This is a genomic window from Streptomyces prunicolor NBRC 13075 (assembly GCF_000367365.1).
In the GTDB taxonomy this organism is placed as follows: domain Bacteria; phylum Actinomycetota; class Actinomycetes; order Streptomycetales; family Streptomycetaceae; genus Streptomyces; species Streptomyces prunicolor.
This window is the reverse complement of the sequence record NZ_BARF01000018.1, coordinates 1-16,447: the sequence shown is the minus strand read 5'-3', so window position 1 is coordinate 16,447 and position 16,447 is coordinate 1. Positions and strand designations below refer to the sequence as shown.

Sequence of the window (16,447 nt, the reverse complement as noted above, 5' to 3'; positions counted from 1 at the left end):
AGCCAAAAGCAGCAGTGCCCGGCGTTCCTAAGGGAAGGGGCGCCGCAGCACAGCAACAACTCCGGACCACAGCACCACTGCAAAACTCCGGACCACAGCAAGACCGCGCCCCTTCAACTCCCTCGCCTAACGCGGCGAGTCAGCCGAAGGGGCGCGTCGGTGTCGAGAGGTCGAGCGCGCGGAGGCCCGCAGGGTCGAGCACGGTCGGCCTCTCGACACCGACTTTGGCGCCCCGGAGGCGAACCGAGCTCGAAAAAAGAGGTAAAAGAAGGCGCCCTGCCGACGGTCCCCCCACGGGCCGGCGTACAGGGCGCCTTCCCATGTCCCGGTGCGGATTCCCCCCACGGGATCCGGCCGGGCGTCTTTGAGAACCAGCGCCTGAATCGCTGTACTGCGTACTGCCGAAGCTCGATGAAGCTGAGCTTCGTTGAGTAGAACGAGCAAAAGTCCTCGTACTACCGGGTGGAGCCAGTGATGTGTGCGATCTGCCGGGACACCGCACGACGGGAGGGCCGCTCAAAGCTCCCCGGTGTACGTGTCCCGGCAACGCATCTCTGAGGAAGTCCCCCAAGACATCCTCAGATGCCAGTTCGCGCCCCCCAAGACGCTTGCTGACATCGTCAACTTAGACCTTCGAAGCCCTTCGATGGTTACGTTCACACCACTGTGATCTGCGTCTCTTGCATATGTCCGTTAGATGCGCAAGAGCCCCGATGTCGTGGTCGGGACCCCAGCGTAAGGATGATGCGCGAGCCTTGTGAAGAGCTTATGTGAGGCCGTCGTCCGTCTCTAGGGGGACTCTTACTTCGACTTCCCGTAACTCCCGGTAACTTTGCGGAACTTCAGCGAAATGTCCGAAGTCGCAGGCTGTTGGAGACCACGAACACCGACGAGAAGGCCATGGCGGCCCCCGCGATCATGGGATTCAGCATCCCCGCGGCGGCCAACGGCAGCGCCGCCACGTTGTATCCAAAAGCCCACACGAGATTGCCCTTGATGGTGCTGAGCGTCTTCCGGGACAGCCGGATCGCGTCCGCGGCCACCCGCAGATCCCCGCGCACCAGCGTCAGATCGCTCGCCTCGATCGCCGCGTCCGTCCCGGTGCCCATCGCGAGCCCGAGGTCGGCGGTGGCGAGCGCGGCGGCGTCGTTCACGCCGTCGCCGACCATGGCGACGCTCCGCCCCTCGCCCTGCAGCCGTCGTACGACAGCGACCTTGTCCTCGGGCAGCACCTCGGCGATGACGTCCCCGGGGGCGATCCCGACGGCGGCGGCCACGGAATCGGCCACCGCGCGGTTGTCGCCGGTCAGCAGCACCGGGGTGAGTCCGAGGGCGCGCAGCTGCCGTACGGCCTCCGCGCTGGTCTCCTTGACCGCGTCGGCGACCGCGACGACTCCGCGCGCGGTTCCGTCCCAGCCGACCACCACGGCCGTACGTCCGCCGCTCTCGGCCTCGGACCTGGCGCGGGCCAACACCTCCGGGAGATCGTCGAAGAGGCGCCCTACGGCCACCTCGTGGCCCTCCACGCGCCCGCGTACGCCACGTCCGGGCACGTTCTCGAAGCGCTCGACGGGCGGAAGCGCGCCCACGCGCTCCTCCGCGCCCGTCGCCACAGCCCGCGCGACGGGGTGTTCGGAGGCGTGCTCCAGGGCGCCCGCGAGCCGCAGCAGCTCCCGCTCGTCGGTGCCGTCGGCGACGTAGACCTCCTGGAGGGTCATGCGGCCGGTGGTGATCGTGCCGGTCTTGTCGAGTACGACCGTGTCGACGCGGCGGGTGGACTCCAGGACCTCGGGGCCCTTGATCAGGATGCCGAGCTGGGCGCCGCGGCCGGTGCCCACCATGAGGGCGGTCGGGGTGGCCAGGCCCAGCGCGCACGGGCAGGCGATGATCAGCACGGCGACGGCCGCGGTGAACGCGGCGGCCACGTCACCCGTGACTCCGAGCCACACCCCGAACGTGCCGACCGCGATCAGCAGCACCACCGGCACGAAGATCCCGGAGATCCGGTCGGCGAGCCGCTGCACCTCGGCCTTGCCGTTCTGCGCGTCCTCCACCAGCCGCGCCATGCGGGCGAGTTGGGTGTCGGAGCCGACACGACTCGCCGCTACGACGAGCCGCCCGCCGGCGTTCACGGTCGCGCCGGTGACCGTGTCACCCGGTGCCACGTCCACCGGCACCGACTCGCCGGTCAGCATCGACGCGTCGACCGCCGAGGTGCCCTCGACGACGGTGCCGTCGGTCGCGATCTTCTCCCCGGGACGTACGACGAAACGGTCCCCGACCGCCAACTCGCCGACCGGGACCCGTACTTCACGCCCGTCCCGCAGTACGGCGACGTCCTTGGCGCCCAACTCCATGAGCGCACGGAGGGCCGCTCCCGCGCGGCGCTTCGAGCGGGCCTCCAGATAGCGGCCCAGCAGGATCAACGCGACGACTCCGGCGGCCACTTCGAGGTAGATCGTCGAGGCGCCGTCCGTACGCGAGACGGTGAGGCGGAACTCGTCGTGCATGCCGGCCATGCCCGCGTCGCCCCGGAACAGCGCCCACAGCGACCAGCCGAACGCGGCCAGCGTGCCGACCGAGACGAGGGTGTCCATGGTCGCGGCGCCGTGCCGGGCGTTGGTGAACGCGGCCTTGTGGAACGGGAGTCCGCCCCACACGACGACGGGCGCGGCGAGCGTGAGCGCGAGCCACTGCCAGTTGTCGAATTGCAGGGCCGGGATCATCGAGAGCAGCACGACGGGCACGGCGAGGAGGGCGGAGACGGTCAACCGCTCGCGCAGCGAGGCGAGTTCGGGATCGGCAGTGGCCGGTGTCTCGGGCTGCGGCGGCGCGGGTTCCTCGGCGGTGTACCCGGTCTTCACCACGGTCGCGATCAGGTCGGCGACCTGGATGCCCGCCGGATAGCTGACCTTCGCCTTCTCGGTCGCGTAGTTGACCGTGGCGCTGACGCCGTCCATGCGGTTGAGCTTCTTCTCGACGCGGGCCGCGCAGGAGGCGCAGGTCATCCCGCCGATGAGCAACTCGACCTCGGCGGCGGCGGATTCGGGGGTCGCGGCTATAGGTGTCTCCGCAGGGGTGGGTGTCCCTGCGGTGGTGGGTGTCCCTGCGGTGGTGGGTGTCGCTGTGGTGGTGCTGGTCATGTCCGGACTCCAGACATCGGACCGGACCGCACGGAGCCAGTATCAGCTGGTCGGCACGGCCCGGTCGGAAAACAGAAGCGTCCTACTAGAAGCGTCCTGCTGATGAAGACGGGTGCTGGCCGGTGCTGTCTCAGGCCTGGCCGACGAGCTCGAAGCCCGCCTCGTCGACGGCCGCGCGGACCGCCTCGTCGTCGAGCGGGGCGGCAGATACGACGGTGACCTCGCCGGTCGACGCGACGGCCTTCACCGAGCTGACACCGGGCAGCCCGGAGATCTCGCCGGAGACGGAGCCCTCACAGTGTCCGCAGCTCATCCCGCTCACCTTGTAGACGGTGGTGACGGAACCCTGGGTGTCGGTCTGGGCGGTCATGTCGTTCTCCTCGTGGAGGCGTGTGGAGGCGTATGCGGTCGGAGTGGCCCACGGTGGCTCACTCTGTGTTCCACATTATACCCCTAGGGGGTATTTCTCCAAGAGGGGTCGCGGCGGGCCAGCGACCGCACCCAGGCGATGCCGAGCAGGGCCACGAGCACCATTCCGCCCACCGAGAACATCGTGAAGAGATGCTCCTGCTGGTCGGTCGGCCTCGGGATGTACCCCTGGGCGAACAGCTGCTTGTCCAGGCCCGTGCCGGACAGCCGGGCCACCAGCCAGATCGCGATGCCGTGCGTCGAGTCCCACAGGGCGTGCAGCAACGAGACGCCGAGATACGTGCCGACGACCGGGGCGGTGAAGCGGAAGCGCCCGTTCAACTGCCGGTACGTGAGCAGGACGCCACCCGCGATCGCCGTCCACAGGCCGTGCCCGAAGGGTGCGAGCACCCCGCGCAGGATCTCGGTCTCCAGGAGTGCCCGCAGATCGATGCCCTTGGCGGAGACGGCCGCGTTGAAGGCGTACCCGGCGCTCTCCAGGGCCGCGAAACCGAAGCCGACCGTCGCGCCGAGAATCAGGCCCGCGCGCATCCCGTGCAGCCGGGGCTGCCGGCGCAGCACGAACATCAGCGCCCCCAGCTTCACGGCCTCCTCGATGAGGCCGACGCCGACGAACATCCACAGGGAGGGATGCAGCAGGTAGTACTCCATCACCGAGGCGCCCAGCACCCCGAGCGTGCCGCCGGTCAGGAAGCAGCCCAGGATCACGCTGACGCCCAGGTCCCGGCCGTGCCGCTCGTACGCCCACAGGACGAACGTCACCGGCACCAGGAAGCTGCCGAGCAGGATCAGCGTCGGCAGCAGGGTGGTGTTCTTCGTCGCGTACGTGACCAGCGCGGTCAGCACCCACAGCGCCAGCCCGCCGCCCAGACAGTGCTTCCAGAGACCGGTACGGATCTGGGGGTACGTCGGCGGCGGCTGCTGCGGCCCGGGGATACGGGCCCGGGGCGCACCGGGCGGCGGAGAGTAGGTCACGGCAAATCCCCTCGTACTCCTACAGGGCAGATTTACCGGCACTTTATGGTAGATACGCCTCATGTCGCAGTCCGGGACGCTCATCCTCATCATGGCCATCGCGGTACTGGCCCCCCTGCTGGCCTACGCGATCAGCCGCCTGCTCCCGGTCCCGCTGGTCATCTTCGAGATCGTCCTCGGCATCCTGGTCGGTCCCGACGTACTCGGCTGGGCGGGCGACGGACAGGTGATCGACACCCTGTCCGACCTCGGTCTGACGATGCTGATCTTCCTCGCCGGGTACGAGATCGAGTTCGACAAGATCCGCGGGGACACGCTCAAACGGTCGGTACGCGCGTGGCTGATCTCCCTGGCTGCGGGCCTGGCCCTCGCCACCGCGCTCTCCGGCTGGTCCAAGGGTGTCTACGTCGGCACGGCCCTCACCAGCACCGCCCTGGGCACGGTCCTGCCGGTACTGCGCGACGCCGGGGACCTGCACTCGCGCTTCGGCTCCGTGATGCTGGCGGTCGGCGCGGTGGGGGAGTTCGGCCCGATCATCGCGATGGCGCTGCTGCTGAGCGGGCGGGCACCGGGCCGCTCCACGGCCCTGCTGGCCGCGTTCGCCCTCCTCACGGCAGCGGCCGTGTGGTGGGCGCTACGCCCCCGCCCACCCTGGTTCTCCCGGATCATCGCCAAGACCCTCCACAGCAGCGGCCAGTTCGCCGTACGACTCGTCGTGCTCCTCCTGGCGGTCATGCTGGGCATCTCCGGAGCCCTCGGCCTCGACACCCTCCTCGGCGCCTTCGCCGCCGGCCTGATCACCCGCCTGGTGCTGCACGGCGCGGCCCCGGAGAGCGCGGGTTCGGTCCTGGAGAAGGTCGAGGCGATGGGCTTCGGCTTCCTGGTGCCGGTGTTCTTCGTGGTCACCGGCATCGAGTTCGACCTGGACGCCCTGCTCTCCGGGGGCCACGCCCTGCTCCTCCTCCCGGTGTTCCTGGCCCTCTTCCTGCTCGTCCGAGGCATTCCGGTCTACGTCCTCGCCCCGCGCGATCTCGTACGACGGGACCGGCGCGCGCTCACCCTGTTCGCGTCCACCGCGCTGCCACTGGTCGTCGCGATCACCACCATCGGGGTCGACGACAAGGTGTTGAAGTCGGCGGACGCGGCGGCGCTGGTCGGGGCGGCGATGGTGTCGGTGCTGGTGTTTCCGCTGCTCGCGCTGCGGTTGCGGGGGGAGCGGGTGGGGGCGGAGGGGGCCGTCAGGGGGTCAGGGGCCGGGGCTGGGTCCGAGGCGTGGTGAGGTCCCCCGGGGTCCGGTTCTCGGCCCGGATATCGGCCTGGATCCAGGCCCGGTTCTCGGCGACCATCGGCGTCAGATAGCGGATCAGGATCTTCTTCAGCTCCTGGATGTAGGCCTCGCGCTCGGTGCCCTCGTGGGAGAGGACCAGTTCGAGGCCGGCTTTGTAGAGGCCCAGGCACATGCGGGCGGTGCGGGTGACGTCGGCGGCGGGGGTGATCCTGGCCGTGGTGATGATCGCGATCGGCACGTCCCGGGTCACCAACACCAAGATGCTGGGCCTGGGCATCGCTCTGGCGGTCCTGATGGACGCGATGATCGTCCGAAGCCTCCTGGTCCCGGCGGCGATGAAACTGACGGGGAGGGCGACGTGGTGGGCGCCGACCCGGCTACGGCGCTTCCACGACCGGTTCGGTCTAAGAGAGGCTGAGGATGAGCGCCCCTTCAGGGGCGCGGGGAACTGCGCGACCAGCCACAACGGACCCGCAGACAAAAACGGCGATGGGAGCCCCAATGAAAGCGGTGGTGTTCGAGCAATACGGTGAACCCGCCGAGGTACGCGACGTACCCACCCCCCACCCCGCCGACCACGGAGTAATCGTCCGGGTCGAAGCGACAGGCCTCTGCCGCAGCGACTGGCACGGCTGGCAGGGCCACGACCCGGACATCACCCTGCCCCACGTACCGGGACATGAACTCGCCGGTGTGGTCGAGGCAGTTGGCGACAGGGTGACCGCCTGGCACCCCGGCGACCGAGTCACCGTCCCCTTCGTCTGCGCCTGCGGAACCTGCGGAGCATGCGCGTCCGGCGACCAACAGGTGTGCGAGCGCCAGACCCAACCCGGCTTCACCCACTGGGGTTCCTTCGCTCAGTACGTCGCCCTGGACCACGCCGACGTGAACCTGGTCGCGATGCCGGACGAGATGACGTTCGCGACGGCGGCTTCCCTGGGCTGCCGGTTCGCGACGGCGTTCCGCGCGGTGGTGCAGCGGGGCCGGGTCGCGCCGGGCGAGTGGGTCGCGGTGCACGGCTGCGGGGGAGTCGGCCTGTCGGCGGTGATGATCGCGGCGGCCGCGGGCGCCAGAGTCGTCGCGGTCGACATCTCACCCCAAGCACTCGCGCTGGCAAGGAAGTTCGGGGCGACGGAGTGCGTGGACGGCGCGAGCACCCCGGACACGGCACAGGCCGTACGCGAACTGACGGGCGGCGGCGCCCACTTGTCACTGGACGCCCTGGGCTCCCCGGCGACCTGCGCCGCCTCGGTGAACGGCCTGCGCCGCCGAGGCCGCCACATCCAGGTCGGCCTCCTCCCCTCCCCGTCCGGTACGACCCCGGTCCCCATGGCCCGCGCGATCGGCCTGGAACTCGAACTCCTCGGCAGCCACGGCATGGCGGCCCACACCTACCCGTCCATGCTGGAACTGGTCCGAGCGGGAGTGCTCCGCCCCGACCTGCTGACCACCACCACGATCACCCTCGACGAGACACCGGCGGCACTCGCCGCGATGGGTACGGCACCGGGAGCGGGGGTGACGGTCATCGAGCCGTGGAGTTGAGCGCGGCCCACCACGAAGGGGGCGGCCCACCGTGAAATCGGCCGGCGCCGCCCCACGAACGGGTACTGCTGGCTTCGCGTCCGTGATCGTGTACCCGCTGTGGCATGTCGGCCACCAGAACGAAGCCGGTGACGACGGCTCGACCGTGCACGTCGACGAGAGCGGCGTGTTCTGCGACGAGTCCGATGGCGACGACCTGAAGCTGCTCGGCATCTACTCGACTCTTGAACGGGTTGAGGAGCGTGTGCGTCAGGCGCGACTGCTGCCGGGCTTCCGTAGCGAACCGGAGTGCTTCCACTTCGACGCCCGCGAGCTCGACGAGGACGACTGGACCGAGGGTTTCGTGCGGGTTCCGCCGGGCGAGTAGGCCCGTGGGCCGAGACCTCGCCCGGCGAGGCCGGGCGGCGAACGCTAACGATCGCCGCCGTGACCTCCGGCCGCCCGCATCCCGCCCCCGGGCCGGTCCGTCCACGGCCGTGACCGACCCGGCCGGACCCGAGGCCGGCTCAGTCGTCTCTACGACCCCGGTTCCCGGGCCGGGCGGCCACCCACGCCCGGACCGTGTCGGCGTACCAGAACGGCTTGCCGCTCTCCACGTGATCGGGCGGGGGCAGCAGACCGTGCTTGCGGTAGGAGCGGACGGTGTCGGGCTGGACGCGGATGTGGGCCGCGATTTCCTTGTACGACCAGAGCCGTCGGTCGGTCATGAGTGCACCTCCCTGCGCGCGCCGCGGCGGCGACCGGAGGCGGCCGTCGGGGGAGCCGTGCGCTGCGCTGGCGATCACAAAGCCTGTCCCCGGTCAACGACACAGAGTGAGGGACGGGAAGCGCCTGTCGACCGGGTGTGACGCAAAACCCGCGTACACGCGACACGTGTGACACGAAGGGGGCTTTTGTGACACAGGTGACGCAAAGGCGCACGCGGGCGCAAGGGCGTGGCGCGTTGACTATGGCCGGGAAAGGAGCGCCCCGAAGGGGCGCGGGGAACTGCGCGACCGGCCCCCACCGGAGCCGCGCCCGACAAACCACCTGTCAAGGCCGTCGCAATGCAAGCCCTTACCCGCAACCTGCCCATGTCTGGTCCGAATGTCTGGACAAAACATTGACAGGGCTCGGCCACCGGGACTACAAACCGTGGAGAGCCGAAACGAAGCCGCTCCGCATCCGGTCCTCAGGGGGCCCGGAAACGAGGGCGCGAAGGGAAGTCGATGGCGTACGACCTGATCACCATGGGGCGGCTAGGGGTGGACCTCTATCCGCTGCAGACGGGCGTGCCGCTGCCCCAGGTGACGACCTTCGGGAAGTTCCTCGGCGGCTCGGCGGCGAACGTCGCGGTCGCCGCCGCCCGGCTGGGTCGCGAGGTCGCCCTGATCTCGCGCACCGGCGACGACCCCTTCGGCACCTACCTGCACGAGGCGCTGCGCGACTTCGGCGTGGACGACCGCTGGGTCACCCCGTTCCCCGGACTGCCGACCCCGGTCACCTTCTGCGAGATCTTCCCGCCGGACGACTTCCCGCTGTACTTCTACCGCCAGCCCAAGGCCCCGGACCTGGAGATCGACGCCCACGGCCTCGACCTGGACGCGATCCACGAGGCCCGCATCTTCTGGATCACCGGCACCGGCCTGAGCGAGGAGCCCAGCCGTACGGCGACGCTCGCGGCCCTCGCCCATCGCGCCAAGTCCGGTACGACGGTCTTCGACCTCGACTGGCGGCCGATGTTCTGGTCCGACCCGAGCGCGGCCCGCCCCTTCTACGAGGAGGCCCTCCGCCACACCACCGTCGCCGTCGGCAACCTCGACGAGGTCGAGGTCGCCACCGGCGTACGCGAACCGCACGCCGCCGCCCGCGCGCTCCTGGACGCCGGTGTCGAACTCGCCGTCGTCAAGCAGGGCCCCAAGGGCGTCCTGGCCGTGCACCGCGACGGTACGACCGCCGAGGTACCCCCGCTCCCCGTGACCGTCCTCAACGGACTCGGCGCCGGTGACGCCTTCGGCGGCTCGCTCTGTCACGGCCTGCTGTCCGGCTGGGACCTGGAGAAGATCATGCGGCACGCCAACGCGGCCGGCGCGATCGTCGCCTCCCGCCTGGAGTGCTCGTCCGCGATGCCCACCGTCGCCGAGGTCGAGGGCGCGATCGCCGCCGGAGCGGTCCTGTGAGGGCCGGCCGCGTGGCGGGTGCCGAGCACGAACACGGGGGCGGGGACGGTCTCACCACCGGGCCGTCGGATCCCTCCGGCCCTTCGGGGCACGAGGGCGGTACCGGCCCCCGCGTCGACATCTCCGAACTCGTCCGCGTCCGCACCCGCCACCCCGAGGCGATCGCCGAGGCCGCCGCCCGCCGCGTCCGGCGCCCCCTCCTCAATGACGCCGGCCGGCTGATGATCGTCGCCGCCGACCACCCGGCCCGCGGCGCGCTCGGCGTCGGCGAGCACAAGTTCGCCATGGCCAACCGCGCCGAACTCCTCGAACGCCTCTGCCTGGCGCTCTCCCGGCCCGGCGTCGACGGCGTCCTCGCGACCGCCGACATCCTGGACGACCTGCTGCTCCTCGGCGCCCTCGACGGCAAGGTCGTCATGGGCTCGATGAACCGCGGCGGGCTGCAAGGCGCGAGCTTCGAACTCGACGACCGCTTCACCGGCCACCGCGCCCAGGACATCGAGCGCCTCAACTTCGACGCGGGCAAGCTGCTCCTGCGCATCGACTACGACGACCCGGGCTCCCTCACCACCCTGGAGTCCACCGCCCGCGCCATCGACGACATGGCCGCGCGTCGACTCCCGCTGTTCGTCGAGCCGTTCATCAGCCGCCGTACCGACGAGGGCAAGCTGAAGAACGACCTCTCTGCCGACGCTGTCATCAAGTCCATCGCCATCTCCTCGGGCCTGGGCGGCACTTCGGCCTACACCTGGCTCAAGCTCCCCGTCACCGAGAACCCGGACGACATGGCCCGGGTCATGGAGACCTCCACCCTCCCCGCCGTGCTCCTCGGCGGCGAGGTCGGCGGCTCCATCGAGGAACAAGACGGCGCCTACGAGAAGTGGCGCGGCGCCCTCCAACTCCCCACCGTGCGCGGCCTGGTGGTCGGCCGCTCGTTGCTCTACCCGGCGGACGGAGACGTCGCCGCCGCCGTGGACACCGCCGTAGGACTGCTGTGAGGGCCGCCTTATGACGACCGCCGAGCAGTCGTACGTTCCCGAGCTGTACGTCCCCAAGGGCTCGGCCGCCAACGCGCAGTACGCCGTGGACATCGACCCCAAGCGGGCCGGCTGGACCCACAGCAGTCTGCGGGTCGTCGAGCTGGAGCCGGGTGGGACACACCACTTCACCACCGGTGACAGCGAGTGGATCGTGCTTCCGCTCAGCGGTGGATGTACCGTGCGAATTGCGGACGAAGAGTTCCAACTCCTGGGCAGGGAAAGCGTGTTCGCCGGAGTCACCGACTTCGCGTACATGCCCCGCGACGCCCAGGTCAAGATCGCCTCCGGCGCGGGAGGCCGCTTCGCCCTGGCAGGAGCGAAGTGCGAGCGACGACTCCCCGCTCGCTACGGCCCCGCGCCGGAGGTTCCGGTGGAACGACGCGGCGACGGCACCTGCCTTCGCCGCGTCCGCAACTTCGCCTCGGCCGACGCCTTCGCCTGCGACAAGCTGATCGCGGTCGAGGTCATCACTCCCGGCGGCAACTGGTCCTCGTACCCGCCCCACAAGCACGACGAACAACGGCCGGGCGAGGAAGCCGAGTTGGAGGAGATCTACTACTTCGAGATCGACGGCCCGAACGGTTTCGGCTATCAGCGCGTATTCCCCTCCCGTGAGGGCGGATCCGACGTCCTCGCGGAGGTCCGCTCCGGCGACGCCGTGCTCGTGCCCGATGGCTGGCACGGCCCGTCGATCGCCCAGCCGGGTCACGACATGTACTACCTGAACGTCATGGCGGGGCCGGGTGGAACGAGGGAGTGGCGGATCTGCTTCCACCCGGACCACGTTGAAAGCACAGGTGGTTACCGATGACCTCGACGACGAGGCTGACGGTCGCACAGGCACTCGTACGGTTCCTGTCCGTCCAGTACACCGAACGCGACGGCGTACGGCGGCGGTTGATCGACGCGACCTGGGGCATCTTCGGCCACGGCAACGTGGCCGGCCTGGGCCAGGCGCTCATCGAGTACGCCGATGAGATGTCCTACCACCAGGGCCGCAACGAACAGTCCATGGTCCACGCGGCAGTCGGCTACGCACGTCAGTCAAACCGCCTGTCCGCACAGGCCGTTACGACATCGATCGGCCCCGGCGCCACCAACCTCGTCACCGGCGCCGCCCTCGCCACCATCAACCACCTCCCCGTCCTGCTCTTCCCCGGCGACACCTTCGCCACCCGCGTCGCCGACCCGGTGCTTCAGCAGCTCGAAGTCCCGTACGCGGGCGATGTGTCGGTCAACGACTGTCTGCGCCCGGTGTCGAAGTACTTCGACCGCATCACCCGCCCGGAAGCGCTCATCCCCGCCTCCCTGAACGCCATGCGCGTGCTCGCCGACCCCGTGGAGACCGGAGCCGTAACTCTCGCTCTCCCGCAGGACGTTCAGGCCGAGGCGTACGACTGGCCGGACGAGTTCTTCGCCGAACGCACCTGGTACGTAAGGCGACCGGCCGCCGACCCGGCCGAACTCGCCGAAGCGGTAAGGGCAGTTCGCGCGGCCAAGCGCCCCCTGATCATCGCGGGCGGCGGAGTCCACCACAGCCGCGCGGAGGCAGCCCTCGCCGAGTTCGCGTCGGCCACCGGCATCCCGGTCGCCTCCACCCAGGCCGGCAAGGGCTCCCTGAACCACGACCACCCCCAGGACGTCGGCGGCATCGGCCACACCGGCACCGCGACCGCCGACGAACTCGCCCGCCTGGCCGACCTGGTGATCGGCATCGGCACCCGCTACACCGACTTCACCACCGGCTCCCACACCCTCTTCGAACGCCCCGGCGTCCGCTTCCTCAACCTCAACATCGGCGCCTACGACGGCCACAAGCTCGCCGGACAGCCACTGATCGCGGACGCGCGCGCCGGACTCACCGCGCTGGCAAGGGAGTTGGGCCCGGACGCCTACCGGGTCACCGCGTCGTACATCGCCGAGTACCGCGAGGACAAGGAGCGTTGGGAGCAGCGCGTAGACGCCTGCTACGAGGCGGAGGAACCCGACGTACGCCCCACGCAGCCCCAAGTCCTGGGCGCACTGGACGAGATCGTCGACGAGTCGGACATCCTCATCAACGCGGCGGGCTCGCTCCCCGGTGATCTGCACAAGCTGTGGCGGACGCGGTCGTTCGACCAGTACCACCTGGAGTACGGCTACTCCTGCATGGGCTACGAGATCCCGGCCGCGATCGGCGTGAAGCTCGCCGCGCCGGACCGGCCGGTGTGGGCGCTGGTCGGCGACGGCACGTATCTGATGATGCCGACGGAGATCGTGACCGCCGTACAAGAGGGCATCGCGATCAAGGTGGTGCTGATACAGAACCACGGGTACGCCTCGATAGGCGGCCTGTCGGAGTCTGTGGGCGGCGAGCGCTTCGGCACGGCCTACCGCCAGCAGGCGGACGACGGCACCTACACCGGCCGCCCGCTGCCCGTCGATCTCGCCGCCAACGCGGCCAGCCTCGGCATGCGCGTGCTGCGCGCGAAGACCGTCAGCGACCTGCGCGAGGCACTCGCCGTGGCGCGGGCCGCCGACACTCCCACATGTGTCTACGTGGAGACCGAAACCGCAGACACAGTGTCGGGCGCGCCTCCCGCGCAGGCCTGGTGGGATGTACCTGTGGCCGCGACCGCGACCCGATCGTCCGCGGTCAAGGCACGTGAGCTGTACGAACGGCACGTCTCCACCCGACGCCGCCATCTGTGAAGGAGCATCTGGGCATGACGAAGATCGTCAACCACTGGATCGGCGGCAAGACCGTCGAAGGCGCGTCGGGCACGTACGGGCCGGTCACCGACCCGGCGACCGGCGCGGTCACCACCAAGGTCGCCTTCGCGACCGTCGACGAGGTCGACGCGGCCGTAGCCGCCGCCAAGGACGCGTACGCGACCTGGGGTACCTCGTCCCTCGCCAAGCGCACCACGATCCTGTTCAAGTTCCGCGCGCTGCTGGACGCCAACCGCGACGCGATCGCCGAGCTGATCACCGCCGAGCACGGCAAGGTGCACAGCGACGCGCTGGGCGAGGTCGCGCGCGGCCTGGAGATCGTCGACCTGGCGTGCGGGATCACCGTGCAGCTGAAGGGCGAGCTGTCGACGGAGGTCGCCAGCCGCGTGGACGTCTCCTCGATCCGCCAGCCGCTTGGCGTGGTCGCGGGCATCACGCCGTTCAACTTCCCGGCCATGGTGCCGATGTGGATGTTCCCGATCGCCATCGCGACCGGCAACACCTTCATCCTCAAGCCGTCCGAGAAGGACCCGTCGGCGTCCCTGAAGATCGCCGAACTGCTCGCGGAGGCAGGCCTCCCCGACGGCGTCTTCAACGTCGTCAACGGCGACAAGGTGGCAGTGGACCGCCTCCTGGAGCACCCGGACGTCAAGGCGGTCTCCTTCGTCGGTTCAACGCCCATCGCCCGCTACATCCACACCACAGCGGCCGCGAACCACAAGCGAGTCCAGGCCCTGGGCGGCGCCAAGAACCACATGCTGGTCCTCCCGGACGCCGACCTCGACGCGGCGGCGGACGCGGCCGTGAGCGCGGCGTACGGCTCGGCGGGCGAGCGCTGCATGGCCATCTCGGCCGTGGTGGCGGTCGGTTCGATCGGCGACGAGCTGGTCGAGAAGATCCGCGAGCGCGCCGAGAAGATCAAGATCGGCCCCGGCAACGACCCCACGAGCGAGATGGGCCCGCTGATCACCGCGGTCCACCGCGACAAGGTGGCGTCCTACGTCACCGGCGCGGCGGCCGAAGGCGCGGAGGTCGTCCTCGACGGCACCGGCTACACGGTCGAGGGCTTCGAGGACGGCCACTGGATCGGCATCTCCCTGCTCGACAAGGTGCCGACCACGGCGAAGGCGTACCAGGACGAGATCTTCGGCCCGGTCCTCTGCGTCCTGCGCGTCGACACGTACGACGAGGGCGTGGCGCTGATCAACGCCTCCCCCTTCGGCAACGGCACCGCGATCTTCACCCGCGACGGCGGCGCCGCCCGCCGCTTCCAGCTGGAGATCGAGGCCGGCATGGTCGGCGTCAACGTCCCGATCCCGGTGCCGGTGGGCTACCACTCGTTCGGTGGCTGGAAGGACTCCCTCTTCGGGGACCACCACATCTACGGCAACGACGGCACGCACTTCTACACCCGCGGCAAGGTCGTCACCACCCGCTGGCCCGACCCGGCCGATGGCCCGTCGGGCGTGGACCTGGGCTTCCCGCGCAACCACTGATCAACACCGAGCAGCACCGAGTGGGGCCGTCCGTATCGCGGACGGCCTCATTTTTTCGCCTACGACGGCTGCGGTTCCCGTAGCGGCCGCAGGCGGGACCGGCACTGCCTCCGGGTACCGAATACGACACTCCAGCTGGACTGGATCAACGGATTCCGTAGGTGAACACCCATTGACGTGATGGTTTCCGTCAATGTTCCATCAGCGCGTGACCGACACCCTCCCCACTGCCGAGGCCGCCGTTTCCGAGGCGACGTCGGACAGCCCCCAGAGTCCGCAGAGCCAGGGTCCGCAGCAGCTGAAGCGTTCCATCGGCATAGTCGGCGGCACCCTCCTCACGCTCTCCTGCGTGACACCGGCGTCGACGCTCTTCGTGATCGTCCCCGACCTGTTCGGCACGCTCGGCACCGCGACCGCCCTCACGATCGCGATCGGCTCGGTCCTCTGCATAGCCGTGGCGTTCTGTTACTCCGAGCTGGGCACCCTCATCCCCAGCGCGGGCGGCGAGTACGCGATGGTGTCGACACTGGCGGGAAGGCTCGCAGGCTGGCTGGTCTTCGTCCTGTCCCTCCTGGTCGTGATGATCGTCCCGCCGGTGATAGCGATGGGCACGGCGGACTACCTGGCCCCGATCGCCCACCTGAACCCGTCCATGACCGGCGCCGGAGTGATGCTCCTGGCAACGCTGGCAGGCCTGTTGGACCTGCGGGCCAACGCGTGGATCACGGGCATCTTCCTGGTCCTGGAGGTCATAGCGGCGGGAGTCGTAGCCCTGCTCGGCTTCACACACAGCCAACGAGGCATAGGCAGCCTGACGTCGATGCAGGTGGCCGGGACAGGCGGCCACACGGACACGGTGACGGCGATGCTGGTGGTCTCGGGCCTGGCGATAGCCCTGTTCGTCACGCAGGGCTTCTCGACGGCGGTCTACCTCTCGGAGGAGCTGGAGAACCCGCGCCGAAACGTAGCCCGCACGGTCCTGGCCACCCTCGCGATCTCCACGGTGATCATCCTGGTCCCGGTGGTAGCGATCACGATGGGCGCGAACGACCTCTCGACCCTGACCGGCGGAGACATCAGCACGATGGTGACAGCCTGGTCCAACTCGGCGGTGGGCACCTTCGTCAGCCTCTGCGTAGCCCTCGCGATCATCAACGCCGGCATCGTCATGGTCATCCAGAACTCCCGAGTCCTCTTCGCTTCGGCCCGAGACAAGGCCTGGCCCCACCCGGTCAACACGCTCTTCTCGAAACTGGGCCGCTTCGGCTCCCCTTGGGTGGCCACGCTCGCGGTAGGCATCCCCGGCGCGATCCTCTGCTTCGTCAACCTCGACACCCTGTACGGCGTGACAGGCGTCTCGGTAACCGGCATGTACCTGCTGGTGGCGGTAGCGGCCCTACTCTCCCGCCGCGGACCCCACAGGCATACGCACGCGTGGCGCATGCCCCTATGGCCCGCAATACCGATCCTCTTGATCGCAGTCCTGGCCTACATCCTCACCCAACAGGAGACGACGTACTTGCTGTGGACGGGCGGCATAGTGACGCTGGCCACTCTCTACTGGGCGTTCTATCTCCGCCCGCGCAGGGAAACCCGCTGGCTAATCTCACTCCCTGAGGAGGCCTAAGCCCCGAAGGGGCGAGGCCTCCTCAGGGGCGCG

General features: G+C 69.5%; 13 protein-coding genes and 2 pseudogenes. 10 read left to right on the top strand and 5 right to left on the bottom strand.

Going from position 1 to position 16,447, the window contains the following annotated elements; genetic code table 11:
* Positions 1–842 precede the first annotated feature (842 nt).
* From SPR02S_RS08480 to SPR02S_RS08470, 3 genes are all read right to left on the bottom strand, one after another.
* The gene (locus SPR02S_RS08480) at positions 843–3,143 is read right to left on the bottom strand and encodes a heavy metal translocating P-type ATPase (protein ID WP_019056517.1); all 2,301 of its coding nucleotides are present in this window, start codon (positions 3,141–3,143) and stop codon (positions 843–845) included.
* A 130-nt stretch (positions 3,144–3,273) separates the two neighbouring features.
* Positions 3,274–3,513: a heavy-metal-associated domain-containing protein gene (locus SPR02S_RS08475; RefSeq protein ID WP_019056516.1), complete on the bottom strand. Its 240-nt coding sequence runs from the start codon at positions 3,511–3,513 to the stop codon at positions 3,274–3,276.
* 83 nt (positions 3,514–3,596) lie between these two features.
* Positions 3,597–4,547, bottom strand: coding sequence for a PrsW family intramembrane metalloprotease (locus tag SPR02S_RS08470; protein ID WP_019056515.1), 951 nt, complete (start codon positions 4,545–4,547; stop codon positions 3,597–3,599).
* Between the two features lie 61 nt (positions 4,548–4,608).
* Between SPR02S_RS08470 and SPR02S_RS08465 the strand changes: the two genes are divergently transcribed.
* The gene (locus SPR02S_RS08465; protein WP_019056514.1) at positions 4,609–5,826 is read left to right on the top strand and encodes a cation:proton antiporter; all 1,218 of its coding nucleotides are present in this window, start codon (positions 4,609–4,611) and stop codon (positions 5,824–5,826) included.
* Here the strand turns inward: SPR02S_RS08465 and SPR02S_RS62925 are convergent.
* Positions 5,786–6,037: pseudogene (locus tag SPR02S_RS62925) on the bottom strand (hypothetical protein); the annotation flags it as partial. The gene SPR02S_RS08465 and the pseudogene SPR02S_RS62925 overlap by 41 nt on opposite strands.
* On the opposite strand from SPR02S_RS62925, the pseudogene SPR02S_RS59995 reads away from it, so the two are divergent.
* From SPR02S_RS59995 to SPR02S_RS08450, 3 genes and pseudogenes are all read left to right on the top strand, one after another.
* A pseudogene (locus SPR02S_RS59995) lies at positions 6,027–6,368 on the top strand (MMPL family transporter); the annotation flags it as partial. The pseudogenes SPR02S_RS62925 and SPR02S_RS59995 sit on opposite strands and share 11 nt — an antisense overlap.
* On the top strand, positions 6,337–7,380 hold the full coding sequence (locus SPR02S_RS08455; RefSeq protein ID WP_019056512.1) for a zinc-dependent alcohol dehydrogenase family protein: 1,044 nt from the start codon (positions 6,337–6,339) through the stop codon (positions 7,378–7,380). The pseudogene SPR02S_RS59995 and the gene SPR02S_RS08455, both read left to right, overlap by 32 nt.
* Positions 7,381–7,462: 82 nt before the next feature.
* Positions 7,463–7,747, top strand: coding sequence for a hypothetical protein (locus SPR02S_RS08450; protein ID WP_019056511.1), 285 nt, complete (start codon positions 7,463–7,465; stop codon positions 7,745–7,747).
* 139 nt (positions 7,748–7,886) lie between these two features.
* Here SPR02S_RS08450 and SPR02S_RS08445 read toward each other — a convergent pair whose 3' ends face one another.
* A complete protein-coding gene (locus SPR02S_RS08445; protein WP_019056510.1) occupies positions 7,887–8,087 on the bottom strand; it encodes a helix-turn-helix transcriptional regulator in 201 nt (66 codons plus the stop codon).
* A 501-nt stretch (positions 8,088–8,588) separates the two neighbouring features.
* Between SPR02S_RS08445 and iolC the strand changes: the two genes are divergently transcribed.
* The 6 genes from iolC to SPR02S_RS08415 all read left to right on the top strand — a co-directional run bounded on the left by iolC (position 8,589) and on the right by SPR02S_RS08415 (position 16,414).
* The gene (iolC, locus tag SPR02S_RS08440; protein ID WP_019056509.1) at positions 8,589–9,539 is read left to right on the top strand and encodes a 5-dehydro-2-deoxygluconokinase; all 951 of its coding nucleotides are present in this window, start codon (positions 8,589–8,591) and stop codon (positions 9,537–9,539) included.
* Positions 9,540–9,658: 119 nt separating this feature from the next.
* Complete coding sequence (locus tag SPR02S_RS08435; protein WP_026150346.1) at positions 9,659–10,537, top strand: Cgl0159 family (beta/alpha)8-fold protein; 879 nt, start codon at positions 9,659–9,661, stop codon at positions 10,535–10,537.
* A 10-nt stretch (positions 10,538–10,547) separates the two neighbouring features.
* Positions 10,548–11,390, top strand: coding sequence for a 5-deoxy-glucuronate isomerase (gene iolB, locus SPR02S_RS08430; RefSeq protein WP_019056507.1), 843 nt, complete (start codon positions 10,548–10,550; stop codon positions 11,388–11,390).
* Positions 11,387–13,270, top strand: coding sequence for a 3D-(3,5/4)-trihydroxycyclohexane-1,2-dione acylhydrolase (decyclizing) (gene iolD, locus SPR02S_RS08425; protein WP_019056506.1), 1,884 nt, complete (start codon positions 11,387–11,389; stop codon positions 13,268–13,270). Before iolB ends, iolD begins: the two co-directional genes overlap by 4 nt.
* Before the next feature lie 14 nt (positions 13,271–13,284).
* A complete protein-coding gene (mmsA, locus tag SPR02S_RS08420; protein WP_019056505.1) occupies positions 13,285–14,787 on the top strand; it encodes a CoA-acylating methylmalonate-semialdehyde dehydrogenase in 1,503 nt (500 codons plus the stop codon).
* A gap of 208 nt (positions 14,788–14,995) precedes the next feature.
* Positions 14,996–16,414: an APC family permease gene (locus SPR02S_RS08415; RefSeq protein ID WP_026150345.1), complete on the top strand. Its 1,419-nt coding sequence runs from the start codon at positions 14,996–14,998 to the stop codon at positions 16,412–16,414.
* Positions 16,415–16,447 lie beyond the last annotated feature (33 nt).